Source organism: Vibrio jasicida CAIM 1864 = LMG 25398 (assembly GCF_000400365.1).
GTDB lineage: Bacteria > Pseudomonadota > Gammaproteobacteria > Enterobacterales > Vibrionaceae > Vibrio > Vibrio jasicida.
Window position 1 is genome coordinate 34,766 of record NZ_BAOG01000140.1, and the last position, 20,271, is coordinate 55,036.

At 43.0% G+C, this 20,271-nt stretch carries 16 protein-coding genes; 13 read left to right on the forward strand and 3 right to left on the reverse strand.

What is annotated here, in order from left to right:
• Positions 1-36 precede the first annotated feature (36 nt).
• The 9 genes from VJL_RS28360 (at position 37) to rmf (ending at position 14,220) form a co-directional block, all read left to right on the forward strand.
• Entirely contained in the window at positions 37-255 is a 219-nt protein-coding gene (locus tag VJL_RS28360) for a DUF2835 domain-containing protein (protein ID WP_080774401.1), read from the forward strand.
• Positions 256-454: 199 nt separating this feature from the next.
• Complete coding sequence (locus VJL_RS24760) at positions 455-5,296, forward strand: NAD-glutamate dehydrogenase (RefSeq protein ID WP_038881979.1); 4,842 nt, start codon at positions 455-457, stop codon at positions 5,294-5,296.
• A 305-nt stretch (positions 5,297-5,601) separates the two neighbouring features.
• Positions 5,602-6,612 carry a quinone-dependent dihydroorotate dehydrogenase gene (pyrD, locus tag VJL_RS24765; RefSeq protein ID WP_038872975.1) on the forward strand — a complete coding sequence of 337 codons (1,011 nt, stop codon included), beginning with the start codon at positions 5,602-5,604 and terminating at the stop codon, positions 6,610-6,612.
• 164 nt (positions 6,613-6,776) lie between these two features.
• The gene (locus tag VJL_RS24770; RefSeq protein ID WP_038881980.1) at positions 6,777-7,325 is read left to right on the forward strand and encodes a cell division protein ZapC; all 549 of its coding nucleotides are present in this window, start codon (positions 6,777-6,779) and stop codon (positions 7,323-7,325) included.
• Positions 7,326-7,837: 512 nt separating this feature from the next.
• Positions 7,838-9,964 (forward strand): bifunctional 23S rRNA (guanine(2069)-N(7))-methyltransferase RlmK/23S rRNA (guanine(2445)-N(2))-methyltransferase RlmL, encoded by a 2,127-nt coding sequence (gene rlmKL / locus VJL_RS24775; protein ID WP_038881982.1) that lies wholly within the window; start codon positions 7,838-7,840, stop codon positions 9,962-9,964.
• Between the two features lie 22 nt (positions 9,965-9,986).
• Positions 9,987-10,238, forward strand: a complete 252-nt coding sequence (locus VJL_RS24780) for a glutaredoxin family protein (RefSeq protein ID WP_038881984.1) — start codon at positions 9,987-9,989, stop codon at positions 10,236-10,238.
• A complete protein-coding gene (locus VJL_RS24785; protein WP_038881986.1) occupies positions 10,216-12,135 on the forward strand; it encodes an ABC transporter ATP-binding protein in 1,920 nt (639 codons plus the stop codon). Before VJL_RS24780 ends, VJL_RS24785 begins: the two co-directional genes overlap by 23 nt.
• Positions 12,136-12,142: 7 nt before the next feature.
• The gene (locus VJL_RS24790) at positions 12,143-13,876 is read left to right on the forward strand and encodes a DUF3466 family protein (protein ID WP_038881987.1); all 1,734 of its coding nucleotides are present in this window, start codon (positions 12,143-12,145) and stop codon (positions 13,874-13,876) included.
• 170 nt (positions 13,877-14,046) lie between these two features.
• Positions 14,047-14,220, forward strand: coding sequence for a ribosome modulation factor (rmf, locus tag VJL_RS24795; protein ID WP_005532367.1), 174 nt, complete (start codon positions 14,047-14,049; stop codon positions 14,218-14,220).
• Positions 14,221-14,349: 129 nt separating this feature from the next.
• On the opposite strand, the gene fabA is transcribed toward rmf, so the two are convergent.
• Both fabA and VJL_RS24805 read right to left on the reverse strand, forming a co-directional pair.
• On the reverse strand, positions 14,350-14,868 hold the full coding sequence (gene fabA / locus VJL_RS24800) for a bifunctional 3-hydroxydecanoyl-ACP dehydratase/trans-2-decenoyl-ACP isomerase (RefSeq protein WP_038872958.1): 519 nt from the start codon (positions 14,866-14,868) through the stop codon (positions 14,350-14,352).
• 70 nt (positions 14,869-14,938) lie between these two features.
• Positions 14,939-16,579, reverse strand: coding sequence for a S16 family serine protease (locus tag VJL_RS24805; protein WP_038881988.1), 1,641 nt, complete (start codon positions 16,577-16,579; stop codon positions 14,939-14,941).
• A 211-nt stretch (positions 16,580-16,790) separates the two neighbouring features.
• Between VJL_RS24805 and matP the strand changes: the two genes are divergently transcribed.
• The 4 genes from matP (at position 16,791) to VJL_RS24825 (ending at position 19,346) form a co-directional block, all read left to right on the forward strand.
• On the forward strand, positions 16,791-17,240 hold the full coding sequence (gene matP, locus VJL_RS24810) for a macrodomain Ter protein MatP (protein WP_038872954.1): 450 nt from the start codon (positions 16,791-16,793) through the stop codon (positions 17,238-17,240).
• A gap of 11 nt (positions 17,241-17,251) precedes the next feature.
• Entirely contained in the window at positions 17,252-17,563 is a 312-nt protein-coding gene (locus VJL_RS24815; RefSeq protein WP_038881990.1) for a DUF3634 family protein, read from the forward strand.
• Between the two features lie 113 nt (positions 17,564-17,676).
• Entirely contained in the window at positions 17,677-18,000 is a 324-nt protein-coding gene (locus VJL_RS24820; RefSeq protein WP_038881993.1) for a hypothetical protein, read from the forward strand.
• 131 nt (positions 18,001-18,131) lie between these two features.
• Positions 18,132-19,346, forward strand: a complete 1,215-nt coding sequence (locus VJL_RS24825; protein ID WP_038881995.1) for an HDOD domain-containing protein — start codon at positions 18,132-18,134, stop codon at positions 19,344-19,346.
• A gap of 95 nt (positions 19,347-19,441) precedes the next feature.
• Here VJL_RS24825 and VJL_RS24830 read toward each other — a convergent pair whose 3' ends face one another.
• Entirely contained in the window at positions 19,442-19,912 is a 471-nt protein-coding gene (locus VJL_RS24830) for a helix-turn-helix domain-containing protein (protein ID WP_081635034.1), read from the reverse strand.
• Positions 19,913-20,271: the final 359 nt, after the last annotated feature.

The following is a 20,271-nucleotide window of genomic DNA, read 5'->3' on the forward strand; positions in this document are numbered from 1 at the left end:
CACCCTAGTTTTTTGTTCTGACAATAATCCATTCTCATGAACCAGTATTACTTCTCTCTCAACATCTCTTATCAAACATTTCTTTCACACTATGCCGGTGCCGCTAGTTCGGTACAAGTCATTACTGACAATGGTTTAAGAGTGCAACTAGATGCATCAAAATTTAGACCATTTCTTAGTCAATTAGGCGTTAGAGGTCGTTTTAGACTCACAACTGACCAAAATAATAAGTTTCTAAAGTTAGAAACTCTGTGATGCCTGATATTCCTAGTGAGTTAAACAGGAATCTTAGTCACATAATCAGACATTTCACCTCTTACCACTGCGAATTTTTGTTAAACATTTGTAATTATGCTTTTACAATAAGTGCATGCATTACCTATGCTTAGTTTCGAGGCTAAAACCCGAAGTTAAGTCCCCCTACAAAACAACAATTCTAATGTGGAGTGTGAATATGACCGCGCGTGAAAATGTAGTGCCGGTTCTGCTTGAAAAGGTATACCAACTAATTCAAGACAAACTCGAGCTTTCTCACCAACCGCTTGTAACTAAACTTGCTCAACACTTATTTAGCAACATTGCTGATGATGACTTGATTCAGCGAAATGAATCCGACCTTTATGGTGCCGTTGTTAGCCTGTGGCATCATATCAATGAAAAGAAACCAGAAGATATTTCTGTCAGGGTATTCAACCCAACTGTCAGCCGCCAAGGTTGGCAATCGACTCACACTATTGTTGAAATTGTTGTACCGGATAGCCCGTTTTTGGTGGATTCCATCAAGATGGCGCTAACGCGACTCGACCTTGTCTCTCACTTGATGCTCAACAACCCAACGCAACTAGAACGTGATAAGAAAGGGCAAGTGACGGACGTAAATGGCGAGGGCGGCGTTCTTCAATCTCTATTCCACATCGAAGTAGACCGTTTAACCAGTAAAGATGAAATGCAAGCGCTGAAAAATGAGCTGCTAACCATTTTATCAGACACGCGCTTAGTCGTTGATGATTGGAAGCAAATGGTTGAAAAACTTAAGATCGTTACCAACGACCTTGAGAAGAATAAAGATCGTGTTTCAATGAAAACGGATCGTTTAGATGAAACGATCGAATACCTACGCTGGTTAGGGGATCATAACTTCACCTTCATGGGGTATAAGGAATATGATCTTGTTAGTATCAACGGTGACACTGAACTCCAGCCGGTGAAAGAGAAAGGCCTTGGCATGTTTGCTGATGACAGTCGCGTTCGCAGCATCAAGCTTTCTGAACTGTCAGACTCTGCGCGCCTTGAAGCGAAAAAACCTTACGCGCTGATCATCACTAAGGGCAATCAAGCCTCTCGTATTCACCGCCCAGCTTACACTGACTATATTGGTGTTAAGAAATTCGACAAGAATGGCAAAGTGGTTGGTGAGCACCGTTTCACTGGTCTTTACACTTCTGCTGTATACAACCAAGCGGTACAAAGTATTCCTCTGATCCGCGAGAAAGTGGATCGTATTCTAGAAGCGAGTGGCTACCGTAACGGATCGTACTCGTATAAAGCCCTGCACAACATCCTAGAAAACTACCCACGTGATGAACTGCTTCAAGCTCGTGAAGAAGAGCTATTAGAAGTGGGGATGGGCGTCGTGCAAATGCAAGATCGTGACTTGTTACGTCTGTTTGTTCGTAAAGACCCGTTTGGCCGATTCTTCAGCTGCATGGTTTATGTGACAAAAGATCGTTACAACACCGAGCTTCGCCGTCAAACACAACGTATTCTTAAGCAGTATTTTGGCTGTGAGCAAGAAGTTGAATTCACAACCTTCTTCTCAGAGAGTCCGCTGGCGAGAACCCATTACATTGTTCGTGTAGACAATAACAACATTGATGTAGACGTGAAAAAGATTGAGCAGAACTTAATGGAAGTATCGACTTCATGGGATGATCGCCTAAAAGAATCTATTATTGCTAACTTCGGTGAAAGCAAAGGTCTTCCGCTTTCGAAAGAGTATATGAGCGCATTCCCACGTTCATATAAAGAAGACATGATGCCAGGTTCTGCGGTTGCAGACATCGAACGTCTAGAAGCGTTAAGCGATGACAACAAACTCGGCATGCTGTTCTATCGTCCGCAAGAAGAGGCGGCTGAATCGAAAGCAGTTCGCTTGAAGCTATACCACCGCGACGAGCCAATTCACCTGTCCGACGTGATGCCAATGTTGGAAAACCTAGGCTTACGTGTGATCGGCGAATCTCCATATGAGATCGAAACCAACAATGGTCAAACGTTCTGGATCCTTGATTTCTCAATGCTACATAAGAGCGACAAGACCGTTGATCTTCGTGAAGCTCGAGATCGTTTCCAGCAAGCATTCGCGGCGATTTGGGCAGGTAATTTAGAGAGTGATGGTTTCAACCGTTTGTTGCTAGGCGCTTCACTGTCTGGTCGTGAAATTTCTATTCTTCGTGCATACGCTCGCTACATGCGCCAAGTTGGCTTCCCATTCAGTCAACAATATATTGAAGATACCCTGAGCCATTACCCTGATTTAGCAACAGGTCTGGTGAATCTATTTGCTAAGCGATTCGATCCAAAACACAAGGGTAGTGAGAAAGGTCAGAACGATCTTATCAAGAAAATAACCGAGCAATTGGATCGCGTTGAAAGCCTAGATGATGATCGTATTATCCGTCGTTATATGGAAATGATCACAGCAACGCTACGTACGAACTATTACCAGTTAGACGAAGATAAGCAGCCAAAACCTTGGTTATCATTGAAGATGAAGCCAAGCGAAATCCCTGACATTCCTCAGCCAGTGCCTGCGTTTGAAATCTTCGTGTACGCACCGGATATCGAGGGTGTTCACCTACGTGGCGGTAAAGTCGCGCGTGGTGGTCTACGTTGGTCAGACCGTCAAGAAGACTTCCGTACGGAGATTCTTGGCCTAGTTAAAGCGCAGCAAGTTAAGAACACGGTGATTGTTCCTGTGGGTGCTAAAGGTGGCTTCGTATGTAAACGTCAGCACACTCTAACTAACCGTGATGAAATTTTTGCCGAAGGTCAGCGTTGTTATAAACGCTTCATCCGCGCACTATTGGATGTTTCCGATAACATCATCGAAGGTGAAGTCATTCCGCCGAAGAGTGTCGTGCGTCATGATGAGGACGACCCATACTTGGTTGTTGCAGCCGATAAAGGCACTGCAACTTTCTCTGACTTGGCAAACTCTGTATCTGACGAGTATAACTTCTGGCTAGGTGATGCGTTTGCATCAGGTGGCTCTAATGGTTACGACCACAAAGCAATGGGTATCACTGCGAAAGGTGGTTGGGAGTCGGTAAAACGTCACTTCCGTGAAATGGGTATCAACTGTCAAACCACTGATTTCACGGCTATTGGTGTCGGTGATATGGCTGGGGACGTATTTGGTAACGGCATGTTGCTTTCTGAGCACATTCGCTTACAAGCTGCGTTTAACCACATGCACATTTTCATTGACCCGAATCCTGACTCTGCTACCAGTTGGGTAGAGCGTGATCGCTTATTCAACCTACCTCGATCAAGCTGGGAAGACTACAACGCGGATTTGATCTCGAAGGGCGGTGGTATTTTCTCTCGTCGCTCTAAATCGATCCAATTAACACCAGAAATCCAAAAGATGTTGGGCACCAAGAAAGCATCTTTGCCGCCAAACGATCTGATTAAGATGATCCTACAAATGGAAGTGGATCTACTTTGGAATGGTGGTATCGGTACTTACGTTAAAGCATCTAGCGAAACGCATACCGATGTTGGCGACCGTGCAAACGACGTGCTCCGTATCGACGGACGTGATTTAAAAGCGAAAGTCGTTGGTGAAGGCGGTAACTTAGGTATGACTCAGCTTGGTCGTATCGAGTACGCAACCACAGGTGGACGTGTAAATACCGACTTTGTGGATAACGTTGGTGGTGTAGATTGTTCAGACAACGAAGTGAACATTAAGATCTTCTTGAACGGCCTTGTATCAAATGGCGATCTAACGGTTAAACAACGCAACCTGATTCTTGAATCAATGGAAGACGAAGTCGGCGAAATTGTTTTGGACGATGCTTACCGTCAATCTGAATCGATTTCAGTGACCGAACAGCAAGGTGTTGGCATTGTTAAAGAGCAAATCCGCTTTATCCATACGATGGAGAAAGCTGGGTACTTGGATCGTGCGCTTGAATACATTCCTGACGACGAAACACTGATTGAACGCGAAAAACAAGGTCTTGGTCTGACGCGTCCCGAGCTTTCAGTGTTGGTTGCTTACGGCAAGATGGTTCTAAAAGAGCAACTCGTTGCTGACGAGATTGCAAATGATGAATTCCATGGAAAACAACTAGTTGCTTACTTTCCAAGTGAGTTACGCCGTAACTACAAAGATCAAATGGTAAACCACCCGCTGCGTGCAGAAATCATCGCGACGGCGTTAGCTAACCAAATGGTTAATGAAATGGGCTGTAATTTCGTGACTCGTCTTCAAGAAGAAACGGGCGCGAGTGTGGTTGATATCGCAAATGCTTACAGTGCAACCCGTGAAATCTTCGAATTGGAAGATATACTCAAGCAAACCCGTGCTCTAGATAACGTTGCAACAGCGGAAGCACAGTACGAAATCATGTTCTACGTACGCCGTGCACTGCGTCGTATCTCTCGCTGGTTACTACGTAATCGTAGCAGTAAGAGCACAGTGACTGAGCTGGTTGCTTTGTATAAAGACGATGTTCACACTATCACTGAAACACTAGACACCATGCTAGTTGAGTCTGAAGTAGAAGAGCACAACGAACTTGCGAAGAAGTGGGTTGAACGCGGAGTAGAAGAGAAGCTAGCACATCATGTTGCTCGTCTATCAAGCTTACAATCAGCACTGGATATTTCAACAGTAGCAAGCGAAACAGGTAAAACAGTAGAGCAAGCTTCGAAGTTGTACTTCAACTTGGGTGACCGTTTATCACTTCACTGGTTCTTGAAGCAAATCAATAGCCAAGCCGTTGATAATAATTGGCAGGCATTGGCGCGAGCGGCATTCCGTGAAGATCTAGACTGGCAACAACGTCAGTTGACGGCTCAAGTGTTGACTTGTGGTTGTTCAAGCGAAGATCTTGATGTGATTCAAGCGTTAGAGGATTGGATGTCAACGAATGAGCTGTCTTTACATCGTTGGGAGAGTATTCTAAACGAATTTAAAGTCGGTTCAGTTCATGAGTTTGCGAAGTTCTCAGTAGCACTTCGAGAGTTGGTTTTGCTTAACCTAAATTGTTCCTCGAACGAATAGGGTAAGTTGACTCAGATAAAGGCCTCGCAAATGCGAGGCTTTTTAATGCTTAAAGCAATCGAAACCACAAACCCTAGTGACAATGTAACTTAGAATTTAAGTTTTCATGGCGTGAAATCGTTTGCTTTTAACGAAAAAGCCATCAGTTTTGTATAGGTAATAGCGCTATAATAGACTGTTTTTATAAGAAAAATTAAAATAAGAAGTACAATTTTGCTGAATTCATTCATTTTCATTGAATTGAGACGAAAAACAGTAAATAATATTGTCCCGTTTACACGGGGCTTTTTTCTTTCGGAGGCACAATGCTTTACCGTCTAGCCAGAACTGGCTTTTTTCAACTTGATGCCGAAAAGGCACATGATCTTGCAATCAAAAACTTCCAACGTTTCAACGGCACTCCTCTCGATCTTTTCTATCGTCAACAATTACCGAACCGTCCAGTAGAATGCATGGGACTTACATTCCGCAACCCAGTTGGTCTTGCTGCTGGCTTGGATAAAAACGGCGAATGTATAGAAGCATTTGACGCTATGGGCTTTGGTTTTGTCGAAGTTGGTACTGTTACTCCTCGTCCGCAACCAGGTAATGACAAGCCACGCTTGTTCCGCCTAGTTGAAGCGGAAGGTATCATCAACCGTATGGGCTTTAACAACCTAGGTGTGGATCATCTAGTTGAGAATGTGAGAAAGGCAAAATACAACTGCGTTCTTGGTATTAACATTGGTAAGAATAAAGACACACCAATTGAGAACGGGGCAGAGGACTACCTGATTTGTATGGAAAAAGTGTACGAGTACGCAGGTTACATCGCTGTGAATATCTCGTCACCAAATACACCAGGACTTCGTTCACTTCAGTACGGTGAAGCGTTAGACGAATTACTGTCTGAACTTAAAGAAAAACAGTCAGAACTTGCAGAAAAGCATGCCAAGTACGTACCACTTGCTCTGAAAATTGCACCAGATTTGAGCGATGACGAAATCAGCCAGATTTGTGAGTCTCTGATCAAGAACAACATTGACGGCGTTATAGCAACAAACACAACGCTGGATCGTACTGTTGTTGAAGGCATGAAACATGCAAACGAAGCGGGTGGTCTAAGCGGACGTCCGGTTCAATCACGTTCAACAGAAGTTGTGCGTAAACTTCATGAAGAGCTTGGCGACAAACTTCCGATCATCGGTGTGGGCGGTGTTGACTCATACGTTGCCGCAAAAGAGAAAATGATGGCAGGTGCGCAACTTGTTCAAGTTTACACAGGCTTTATCTACCACGGACCTGGTCTCGTACGCGATATTGTTAAAAATCTATAAGATCAATCGCTAAATCGTTGAGAAATCGACGCTTGTAACTAAAAAAGAGGAATTCGTTTCCTCTTTTTTTTTGTCCGTTCGTTTGTAAAATTTAAAAATCATGAGTAGGTAATTAAGCGTCTTACCTCTTATTGCTGTTTAATTAGTCACAAGAGAACGGAATAATGCTTAAACCCAGCGACAAATGGAATTGGTATTTTGACGAGCACAAAGCTTGCTTAATGCTGGATTTAGGGGAGGAAATGATTTTCCAAACCAATCTATGCCGTAAGCTGTTGGTCAATTGCGCCTTCTCAGAAAATGAATTCACAGTTGATGATGCAAGCGCGTTTCAAACATACAACGAACGAATTCGCTGTCTCGACATAAACGAATACCGCCAAGCAGAGTTAACACTTTATTGTGTGGCCGCCAAACGCTTCCACAAACCTGTACAGCCTAAGAGCTGGTTCTTCGATGCTCAAGCATGCGATCACGAACCGGAAGAAGGGGATATGGTTTTCTTAACGAATCAACACTCCGAAGGTGTGTTTATTGTCCTTGAGGCAGGTGATACTTCTAGCCTTTGTGCTTATGTAGGGCAAGAAGAGTTCTTGCTCAATGGAAGTAAAGCACTTGGTTTCGGCCAGCCTATCAAAGTCATGCATGACAGAATGTCATGTGCTAATCACTTATTTATAATGACACCAATGGCAATGGCAATGGTAGGGTAGTTTCCTTTTTGATTTTCTTTGTATTTCGTTCCTTTATTTGCATTAATCGACCGTACTAGGTCGATTTTTTTTGCCTAGAATTTTCCAAATCTCTCCTAGTACATGCTCCAAACTCACCCCTAGGTGAGGGGGATTTCGTATCTCATATATGAAGCAGCTCACTTTTATTTCACTTTTTTCACATTAGCGCTTCCTTAAATTAGACAACTTGGAGCCTAATATTTAACCTTTTATTCCCCTATATGCCCACTTTGTAAGTAAATTACGCGCTCAACTCGCAGTTGGTATAGACCAAATTTAAGGTAAATAAGTATTCACTCCTTCTGGAGAGCTTGTTTTTATTAGGTAATGAAAAAGAGACTTATTTCTTGATGACAGGCGTTGTGTTTTGACTTTCAGCGGGAAGGGTTGGTGATGGATTGCGCTAACAAATCGAAAAAGCCTTTAAAAACGAGGCATTGATCGTAAAGTCAGGTATAATCAAAGCCATTTTTTATCGACGAAAGAACACTATGAATCAATATCTCGCGGTAACTTCAAATGGCATGGAAAACTTGCTGGTTGAAGAACTGACTAAACTAGGCATTGAAAACGCCAAACCAGTACAGGCAGGCGTAAAATTTAAAGCAACGAATGAGCAGATTTACCGTTGCTGTTTGTGGAGCCGCTTGGCGTCTCGATTTGTACGTGTTTTATCGGAGTTTACCTGTAACGACGACATGGACCTTTACCTGTCAACGTCTGCAATCAACTGGGTAAACCAATTCCATAGCTCAAAGCGTTTTGTGGTTGACTTCAACGGTACTAACCGCGAAATCCGCAACAGCCAGTATGGTGCAATGAAAGTAAAAGATGGCATCGTAGACTGCTTCGAGAAAAAAGGGCTCCCTCGTCCTAACATCAGTAAAGAGAACCCGGATATCCGTGTTCACGTCCGTCTGCATAAAGACAAAGCGATTCTTGGTGTCGATATGGTGGGTAGTGGTCTTCATCAACGTGGTTACCGTCCAGAATCTGGCCGAGCTCCACTTCGTGAAACGCTAGCCGCAGCTATTATCATGCGCAGCGGTTGGGACACTCACCAACCGCTTTTGGATCCTATGTGTGGTTCTGGTACTTTATTGATTGAAGCAGCAATGATGGCCGCTAACATGGCACCAGGTGTTAAACGTAAACAGTGGGGCTTTGAAGCGTTAGAAGACTTCGAACTTGAGCTTTGGGCAGAGATTAAATCTGAAGCTAATGTACAAGCTCGTCGTGGCGTCAAAAAAGTTGACGCTAAGTTTTTCGGCTTCGATAACGACCCAAGAGTTCTGAAAGTAGCGCAAGACAATGCTCGCAGAGCTGGTGTCGAAGAGTTGATTGAATTCGCTCAGGGTGATGCTGCAACTCTTACCCGTCCGGCTGGTTTCGAAGCGGGCGTTATCGTTTCTAACCCTCCTTATGGTGAACGTCTTGGAACTGAGCCAGGTCTAATTGCGCTATACACAGCATTTGGTGGCCAATTAAAAGCAGAATTTGGCGGTTGTAACGCGTCTATCTTCTCTAGTTCAGACGAACTATTAAGCTGTCTTCGCATGCGTGCTGATAAACAGTTTAAACTGAATAACGGTGCGTTACCGTGTCACCAAAAGAACTACAGCATTGCAGAGCGTAGCGCTGATGAAGTGAAGGGAGCGAACGGTACCACAGTTCAAATCGCACCTGACTTCTCAAACCGTTTGAAGAAAAACATTGGTAAGATTGGTAAGTGGGCTCGTAAAGAGAAGTTAGACTGTTACCGTATCTATGACGCAGACCTTCCAGAATACAACGTAGCAATCGACGTTTACGGCGACCAAATTGTGATTCAGGAATACGCAGCTCCGAAGAATATCCCAGAAGAGAAAGCGAAACGCCGTTTGACCGATATCATCCGTGCCACAATTCAGGTGACAGGTGTTGAAGCGAATAAAGTTGTTCTTAAAGTTCGTGAAAAGCAGAAAGGTCGTAGCCAGTATCAAAAATTAGGTCAGGAGTCTGAAACTCTTGAAGTGAACGAGTACGGCGTGAAGTTGATCGTAAACCTTCACGACTATCTAGACACAGGTCTGTTCTTGGATCATAAAATCACTCGTCGTCGCTTGGGTGAAATGGCTCAGGGTAAAGACTTCCTTAACTTGTTTGCTTATACAGGTAGCGCAACCGTACACGCAGCAATGGGTGGCGCACGTTCGACAACCACGGTAGATATGTCGAATACTTATCTGAACTGGGCAAAAGACAACATGCAGTTAAATGGTCGTGTTGGTCGTCAACATCGTTTTGAACAAGCAGATTGTTTGCAATGGTTAGAGAATGCGAAAGGTGAGTATGATTTGATTTTTATTGACCCACCGACATTCTCCAACTCTAAGCGTATGGAAACTTCATTTGATGTGCAGCGTGATCACATTAAGCTGATGACCAATCTCAAGCGTTTGTTGCGTTCAGGTGGCACGATCGTTTTCTCAAACAATAAACGCCACTTTAAAATGGATGAAGCTGCGTTGGCAGAGTTAGGGCTAAAAGCGCAGAATATTTCTTCGCAAACATTGCCACTAGACTTCTCTCGCAATAAACATATTCACAACTGTTGGTTAGTGTCTCACGTAGAATAAACGAAGGATTAAAGATAAAAGGATGTTACAAGCGTTCACACTATACAGCACTGAAGGATGCCATCTCTGTGAGATGGCATATGACCTTATGGGTCAGGCAGGTCTCGCCGAACACACAAACATTGTCGATATTGCACTAGATGATGAACTCTTCTCGCGTTACGGCGTCACAATCCCTGTGTTAAAATATCAAAATTCTGAGTTGAACTGGCCGTTTGACTTGGAACAACTCAAAAATTGGTTGGAAAATAATGGCATTACTTACCATTCATAATGCACAACTTGCATTTGGGGACCATCCACTGCTTGATAAAGCAGAATTTGCCCTACAAGAAAACGAACGGGTTTGTTTAGTAGGGCGAAATGGTGCTGGTAAATCAACTTTGATGAAAGTACTCGCTGGAGACATTTTGCTTGATGATGGCAAAATTCAAGTGACTCAAGATGTGGTGGTTTCGCGTTTAGAACAGGATCCCCCTCGTAACCAAGAGGGCACGGTTTACGAATTTGTGTCTGGCGGGTTGGCAGAAGTCGGCGATTTACTCAAGATCTACCATGATCTTCTTGATCTTGTTACGCATGACCCGAGCGAAAAGAACATTAATCGTCTTGCAAAAGTGCAAGAGCAACTCGACCACTTGAACGCTTGGCGTTTTGATGACCGCGTTAATAACGTTTTGGGCGCTCTCAAGCTGAGTCCCGAAACAAAATTGACGGATTTGTCCGGTGGTTGGCAACGTAAAGCAGCACTCGCGCGTGCGCTTGTATGCGATCCAGATGTATTGCTTTTGGACGAACCGACGAACCACCTTGATGTGACCACCATTGAGTGGTTAGAAGGCTTCCTCAAAGACTTTAAAGGTTCGATCATCTTTATTTCGCACGACCGCACGTTTATCAAGTCAATGGCAACGCGTATTGTCGATCTCGACCGCGGTCAATTAGCATCATTCCCTGGAGATTACGAGAACTACCTTGTAGAGAAGGAAGAGATGCTTCGTGTTGAAGAAATGCAAAATGCAGAATTCGACAAAAAACTTGCTCAAGAAGAAGTGTGGATTCGACAAGGCATTAAAGCACGTCGAACTCGTAACGAAGGCCGAGTAAGAGCTCTAAAAAAATTACGTGAAGAACGCAGTGACCGCCGTGAAGTTCAGGGTAAGGTAAACTTAAACATCGATGATGCCTCTCGTTCAGGCAAGATTGTCTTTGAAGCAGAGAATATCTCTTTTGCTTTTGACGGTAAAAATATCGTTGATAACTTCAGCTTCAACATTATGCGCGGCGATCGTATTGCACTAATTGGTCCTAACGGCTGCGGTAAAAGTACCGTGCTCAAGCTGCTATTAGGTCAGTTAGAAACTCAAGGCGGCCGTTTGCATTGCGGTACAAAACTCGAGGTGGCTTACTTCGACCAGTACCGAGAAATTCTCGATCCTGAAAAAACGGTTATCGATAACCTAGCAGACGGCAAACAAGAAGTGATGGTTGGTGGTCGCCAGCGTCACGCATTGAGTTATTTACAGGATTTCTTGTTTGCTCCGAAGCGTGCTAGAACGCCAGTTAAAGCACTTTCAGGTGGTGAAAAGAACCGTTTGTTACTTGCTCGTATATTGTTGAAACCAAACAATTTACTTATTCTTGATGAACCAACTAACGATTTGGATATCGAAACGTTGGAACTTTTAGAAGAAATGCTTGCCAATTATCAGGGTACGTTACTATTAGTTAGCCACGATCGTGAGTTCGTCGACAACACAGTAACGACCAGTTGGATTTTTGAAGGTAACGGTATAATTGAGGAATTTGTTGGTGGTTATCACGATGCAAGACAGCAACGTGAACAAGCTCTTGCTTCGCGCAGCTCGGTTGAAAAAACAGCGAAGAAAGAGAAAGTGGTTGAGGAAACTCCCAAAACTACGCAACCTAAGAACAACTCGAAGAAGTTATCGTATAAGCTGCAAAGAGAATTAGAAGCTCTTCCAGCTAAACTAGAACAATTAGAGTCGGATATTGAGGCGCTACAAGAACAGGTGAATGACCCATCGTTTTTTGCCAAATCTGTAGAAGAAACTCAACCGGTATTGGAACAGCTCGCTGCTGTAGAGCAGGAGTTGGAAATCGCATTCGAGAGATGGGAAGAACTCGAAGCAATGCAACAGGACAGTTAAGAATTCGATGAATTGTAGTAACAAATTCAAATTGACCGCCGTCGCGATGATGGTTGGCACGGCAATGAATGCGAATGCAGCATTGTATCAAGTGGTTGAGGTGGATCCTGGAGTCAACGGGGACAATATTGATTACTCAACAGCTTATGGTGTCGCGATCCAACAGGGGGATGTAGAAAACCCTGGTACAGATGCTCCGTATGCCTTAGGTTGTTTCAACGATTCAGCAGGGTGTACGCCAGAACAATTCAAGCTTGCTCTCGAGACTCGTACAACACCGTTATCTGCAAGTGAAGCCGTTGATGGTGTTAGCTACCGAGAGGAAGTGCCTTTTGCGATGGACTCTGGCTTCTATTATGTACAAGAATATGACGACTTCGAACGCTATTGTTACAATGAACGTCGTTATTCAACATGTGAGTCCTGGGCATCAGTTCATTGGCAGCCATGGAGTAAAGAGCTAAGTAAAGACTTTACAACAAATGCTTTTGCATTCGTCGAAGGCGATGAAAACGCTTACGAAAACAAATACAACAATGTCATTAACAGCCTTACCGAGGACGGAGAGGCTGTTGGTAACCAAAGTATTGTGAGTAGCTCTGATTCTTCTGAATTGGAAACTCGAAACACAGTAGTAGCTCCTGTTCTTCCAACAATAGTCCCAAGCGATGAAGATGCAACTGTCGTCGCTAGCCGTGCATGGCGTACTGATGGCAAGTTTACGGTAGGTAGTATCTCAGAGAAAGCCTCAAACGATAACGGGACCCATCACACATCAAAAGCAGCGATTTGGGATCAAACTGGAGCCGTCAGTCAGGTTGAATGGCCAAGCGGAACTGCGAAAGATGGTGAGCGTTTAGCGCAAGGCAGCATGCGTGGTATCGCTGAAAGTGGTAACAAGGTGTATGGCGTAGGTTACAACACTTACAAAGATGACAACTACATGAATGCGACTGTTTTTGTTGGTACATTGCCGACAGCAGGTTCTATCGCAGGCGTTACTTGGGAAAATAAACAAGTTAGTGGTGCACAGCAACGTATAGATGGTGATACAGTCCATTCAAACTCTCGCTTAACCGACGTCAATGACAATTTTGTCGCCATTGGTGAAGCAAAACGTTCCGGTGGTTATTTAATGCCAACAGGCTCTGCTCCTAATCGATTGTTTATCGTTGATAACGTGAGTGCTGAGTCTGTTAGTGCGTTTTATCCAACAACAGGGATTTTCTTCAGTGGCGCCGGTGGTCACATGGGTAGTATTAACGCTTACAATGAAATTGTGGGTCAGTTAGATGCAGAGGCCACTCGTGAAGATGATGGTAAACCTCGCCGTAAACGTGGTTTCATTTATCCGTATACCCAAGATGGACAGCTGACAAGTGATCGTTCTACAACACTATTTGATGGTAAGCCATGGTTCTTAGATAACTTAACGAATGGTGGTGATCACTCTGATGAGAACAATGCATTCCGTATCATTAATGCTACGGACATCAACGATGCAGGCGTAATTTCCGGTACAGCGATGATGTGTAGTGGTGGCTATAAAACGACCTCGCATAACTCGTCATGTGATGGTGAAGAGAAGATCGTTGCCGTTAAGCTAGTCCCAATTGCTGGGGCAACGGCTGCTGATATTGAAACGCGTAGCGTTGAAGAAGATTCGGCAGAACGACAAGGTGCGGGTCTAGGTTGGTTGGCTTTGACCATGCTAGGTTTGTTCGGGTTCCGTAGAAAATAGTCAGTATTTTTTAAATCAAGCAGAGGCTCACAGAAATGAGCCTCTGTTTTTTTATGCCTTGAGAAAATCCTCAAATTGATCGATTCTTATAAGTGGAGTCATAAAAGCTCCATCAAAGTTTCACAATATCAGCTGTACGTTAGTAAATGGACCTGTATGAGGAATTAACTATGAAGAGACAAAAGCGTGATCGCCTAGAACGAGCTCAATCTCAAGGCTATAAAGCTGGGTTGAATGGGAGGTCTCAAGAGGCTTGTCCGTATCAACAAATTGATGCTCGGTCATATTGGTTAGGTGGTTGGCGTGATGCCAGAGATGAAAAACAATCTGGTCTCTACAAATAACTCTCCACATACAAACAGAAGGATTTGAAAAGGCTCTTTAAGAGCCTTTTCTACATTTGTAACGAGGATGAATGTAGAAATGAAAAAGGCCCCAAAAAGGAGCCTTAAGAATAATCTGTAAGCAGGAGATTAAAAGCTAGAAGTATCTTGGAATAAACCAACTTTCAAATCTTTCGCAACGTAGATCTCTTTACCATCAACACATACACGACCATCAGCTAAGCCCATTACAAGCTTGCGGTTAACAACGCGTTTCATGTGGATTTCGTACGTTACTTTTTTCGCTGTTGGTAGGATTTGGCCAGTAAATTTAACTTCGCCGACACCTAGAGCACGACCTTTACCTTTGCCGCCAACCCAACCGAGGAAGAAACCAACCAGTTGCCACATTGCATCTAGACCAAGACAGCCTGGCATTACCGGGTCGCCAGGGAAGTGGCAATCAAAGAACCAAAGATCCGGAGTAATGTCCAACTCTGCAAGGATCAAACCCTTACCGAAATCCCCTTCAGTTTCAGACATTTTACTGATGCGATCCATCATTAGCATGTTCGGCGCAGGAAGCTGTGGATAACCAGGACCAAACAGCTCTCCTTGGCTAGAGGCTAAAAGATCATCACGGTTATAAGAATCACGTTTGTTTTGCATTATCAATTACTCCAATTTTTGATAGCTGCATCTTAGTGAACACGTGTACGCTAAACAACTCCGATCAGTACTAGACAAACCAGTTTTTGATGCGCTCCACAATTCCTAAAGGATGCTCATGTCTTTCAAAGTTTTCAATACGTTCGGCGATCTTGCCAATGATGCTGTCATCTTCACCACGGAACGGCTTCGACATCAGAATTGGGATAGCTTCATCTACCGTAGAAACCGACCAAATATGGAACTCGCCATTTTTAATGCTTTCTATTACATCTTTATGTAGCGCAAGGTGTTTAAGGTTTGACTTAGGTAAAATAACCCCTTGCTCCCCGGTAAAGCCTTGGTGCTTACAGACTTGGTAAAAACCTTCGATTTTTTCATTTAAGCCGCCAACGGCTTGGACACGGCCAAATTGGTCAACCGCGCCGGTAACCGCAATTTGTTGGTCAACGGGAGACTCAGACAGGGCACTCACCAAACAGCACAATTCCGCTAATGAGGCGCTATCGCCATCAACTTCACTGTAAGATTGCTCAAATACAATAGATGCAGAATATGGCAGAGGCTCATCAAGGTTTAACGCCGAGCTCAAGAATGCTTGCATGATCATCATACCTTTGGCGTGCAAGTTACCGCCTAATTCCGCTTTTCGTTCAACGTCGGAGATGTCACCATCACCAAAATGAATCACACAAGAAATGCGAGCAGGCTCTCCGTAAGAAACAGGGTGTCCGGCCATATCAATAACGGTTAGGCCATTGATCTGCCCAACTTGTTCACCGGTAGTTTCAATGATCACTTGTCCATCAAGAATGTCGTCAACGGCGCGCTGTGGTAGATATGACTCACGATAGTATTTGTCATCAATGGCAGCATCAATCGATGTAAAATTGATAGTGTCACATTCAGTATATTGACTGGCTAAACTAATCAATTGATTGTGCCAAAGAACACCAAGAGGTAGGTAATGTTGATCTTCCGTATAACGCATACCGGCAAGCATTAAGCGTCTAAATGCCGAATCGTCCAAACTAGGGTGCTGATATTTTTTACATATCCAATTCACTAAGCCGAAATAAAGAGCGAGGCTACGCTCAGAGATGTGAATATCTTCTTCTACTTCGGTGTACATAGTCATTCCCGTAGAAAAATCGTCATCTACAAACTCAATCTCTGCCAATTGAGTTCGGTCACCTGTGATGATCAACTTAACGTCATAATGCTGAGCTACAAAAGGAGAGGATGCAATACGATTCGGGGTTAAGTTAATCGGAGCAAAAGCTTCCCCTTGTATCGCAGCTTTCACACTCGGCCATCTTACTGCGTTTGCCAAAATGAGGTTAGCAGGGACGATTAGATAGCCACCATGAGCCTTCGATAATAAGCCATTCTCGAAAGTTGATTGACCTTCAGTATTGACGCTATATCGATCAAATAGATCTTTTGCGTCTAGAGACTCTGTTGAAACCACTGGCAAAGACGCAATATCGATTACAGCTTCTCTAACGAATTCACGGTAAATTGCATTATCTGCGCAGTTTACGAGTAGGACTCTTGTGAGGCCATTTACCCGAGCAAATCGACTCAACGTTGCCGTCAAGCGAGGTTGTAGGTCAGTGAACGTCTTTGCAGGGAGAAATGGGGCGGTTTCTAATAGTGCTTCATATGGCTTAAATGAAGGAGTTACGTCTTGCCAGTCAAGTTGGTTCATTAATAATCGTCTTAATTCAATGTTGAGGTCATTATAACGAAACGTCCTATAACTCCATAGCGAGAATTTGAGCAATATAAAAATACTGAATATTCATATGATTAAACCTTCGACAAATGAGTGATCAACATCGATACTTTATGGAGTTTTAATTGCTGTATAGCAACATCTGGGTTACGCTGTCACCAGATGTGTTTTAAGGGTCGAAAGGATGAAATATCAGCAACTTGAAAATCTAGAGTGTGGTTGGAAATGGAAATATCTGATCAAAAAATGGAAAGATGGTGAGTCGATCACCAAGTATATTGATACCAGTGAAGCGGATGCTGCCGTTGCAGAACTACGAAAATTAGAACATGAACCAACTTTAGTGCTTGCTTGGATTGAAAATCATATGTCTGAAGAGTTAGAGAATAAACTCAAACAGGCAATTCGTGCCAAGCGTAAACGCCATTTCAATGCTGAACAAGTTCATACCAAAAAGAAATCGATTGATCTTGACTATCGAGTTTGGGAGAAACTGTCAAATCGTGCGAACGAGTTAGGTTGTACACTCTCTGACGCAATTGAATATTTACTCTCAGAAGCTTCTCGCAGTGAGAAGGCCAGTCAAAAAGTAACCTCGATTAAAGAAGATTTAAATAAACTATTGTCTAGTTAATGGAGTATCAAATGCTTTATGTAATCTTGATTGCTGCTGTTGTTATTTTTTGGCTTATCGCTGTAGATAGACCTGTCTTAAAAATATCGTTTGAGAAAGGGCACATTACAAAAGTGAAAGGTCATATTCCTCCTTCCTTTAAACACAACTTGCAAGACATTGCTGAGCATGACCCTTTTGATGGTGAGATGAAAGTTTACAATCAGCGAACAGGAATGCGTTTGACCTTTTCGAAACAAGTTCCGAAGAAAGTGCAGCAGCGAATTCGTAACGTCTTCCCTCATCAAGGTTTTAAGTCAGGCAAAGGAAAAAAAAGAGCTTAAGAAAACTATCAGTTACTTATTCTTGTTAAATGGGGCGCATTAATTGCGCCCCGTTTTATATCTATTAAGTCAGTAAGTTAGAGTTTTTCTTTTATGAATCATAAGGAAGCTCCATGCGATACACTGTCACTTTAATCTGTTTTTTAATTGGGGCATCAGCCGCGAAAGCCGATGATTCAGAAACGAACCCCATTGCAAAGAAAATTAAAACAGAATTGCAAAAGAAGACCAATAGACGATTTGATAGCTATGAAGGTTATTGTGACCTAATGATTGAGATGGAGCATAAAGGTAAGACTGCGAAGATTAAAAAAGTAAAGGAAAGTGGTGATAAAAGCGTATGTAAATTTGCAAAATCAAACTTAAAAATTGGTAAACGATATCGTTATAAGTTTGCGGAAAAATACATACGACTTCACATAACAACGAGTGATTAGCATTCACTAATAATATTTCGATAACTTGGATATATTTATAAGTGGAATTAATGTCACATTTCATTTACTGCTTGTGTCTTTATAGATAAACTTGCCAACAGGAAAATAAAAACAACGTTAGGAATAGCAGTTTGTTGCTCACGCAGAAAAACTATACACCAGAAGCAATGGACATCGCAGTCAAGGTATCGAAAGAAGTCGAACTTAGACATGCCAAGTGGCTAGCTAGTATGAATCACCAAGTGGATCAGTCACAAGTGGATAAGCTCCTTAGTTTACAGGGGCGATATTGTGACGACGTGATCTTTAGTGAAGAAGACAGAATCACGCGCAACCAAAGAATACTTCTCATGTGCGAACAAGAGCGAGTAAAAGAAAAGCGCCAAATCGTGGAAGACAAGCAGAAAACACTGCAAAAAGTCATCAGCGATGTATCGAAAGTCGCCGATCGAATGTTAATGAAAAAGCTTGAAACGCTTCCAATTGATAAATTATCGAGCATTATACCCGCATTTGAGCTGTTCGCATCGTTTGCCTATTCTCCATCTCTAAGCTTTTCAAAACTGACAGACTTGGCTAACAATAGCCATCAGCTAAGCTCAACGATTATAGACCTGATTGAAAACTCAAGACTGCGTGAGCGAGGAAGTGTGGCTAAAACCAGTTCAGATGCAAGAGTCGCGATTGGTCGCCTTGGAATTGAAAATTGCCGCAAACTATTCCCAGTTTTAATGGCGCGCCCAATGATGAGATGGTCAGATAGTAATACTAAAATCCTGACTCCCAAGTTTTGGCAACAATTGGTTTTGACTGCCAACGTCACCAAAATGCGATTGGAATCGGCAGATGTTCAAGATCCCGATTGTGGTGTTTTGATCGGAACGCTTCGTAGCTTAGGTAGCATCGTATTGATTAATCACTTCACAGATACGTTTGAAGACGCACTCATTGAAGTCATGCTGAACTATAGAAAAACGAACAGGAAAGATGAGTATTATGCCTGTGCAGATGTCCGACCAAATTCCGCTTTCTTGCCTAAAGTCATTGTCGATATGGAAGCTCTGGTGACTAAAAGACTTTTAGAAAACTTTCAATGGCCGAAGAATGTAGAACATATAAAAGTTGCTGTTCTTGAAGACATCGAAAGCAAACCCATCTTAGAGCGTAGTGTCTATGGCGCAGCATTAGCGCAGGCTAGGGCATATGCAATCTATGATGGATTATCAAGAAGTGCAGTGTTTGCAGAAAAGCACAAACCATTTTGGTTTGCTAACGTCCAGATATCGGCGGAAGCATTATCATCAATTAGAATGAGTGCTCCAGGGAAGATGACTCTTATGATATAAAGAAGCGACAGTGTCACAAAAAGTTTGAAGCGACTATATCAAGTCGCTTTTTTAATGTCGTAATAAATAGAACTGAATAAGATAAGGTTACGGCGTCACGATCCTTCAAACCAATCGTGGTGAGAGCCATCAATTTGAACGAGCTCGCCTAAACAATCACGTCGGTAACGAGGTTGGTAAACTCGGGGCTTGCGTTTAGAGTGTGTGACCCAAAGTCCGTCGGCGATCATCCATTGACGCAGAGTCTCTTTAGATACAGCGATGTTGTGTTGCTCTGAGAGTTTTTCTAGAGCGAGCGTTGGTGAGAAATCAGAATAATACTTGTGGATGATCTTAAGTATTTCAATTTTAAAATCTTCTGAGTAACGTCGGTTACTTGGACGACCACGAGCTGCGTGCGCGAGACTTTGAGCTCCTAAAGTGGAGAGTCGATTGAGTAAACGCCGGATATGATGAACAGACACATTTAAAATAACTGCAGCATCAACTTGACGTAATCGCTTTTCACGGACGTCAGACAGAACCTTAAATCGATAAATATCTTTTTCACCCATCGTAATCAACATCGGTTAAAGCCTCAAAAGCAAACAATGTTGTTAATCTTAGGAGGACATTTTAAAGTGGCTAAAACCGGACATTACTAAATTGCTCTAACAGATTATGTCAATCCCATTTTAAAATGTCCTCTTTTCTCCCAAGTAGAAATGTCCCTTTATGAGCAAAATAGAGTAGGTGAGTTAGGTTTTACTGTTAGAAGCTTTGAAAGTTTTTGGTGTGATGAGAACTGGGTTTATCGCCCTTAGTTGTTCCTGAAGCGCTCTTTGTTGAGCTCTGCGTTTAGGGGCTAATTATATGGTCCGCCTCACTCTCAAGCCCTACGCTTAGAGTAGGCTCTCAGAACGAGGTGAACCATATGTCTACCATT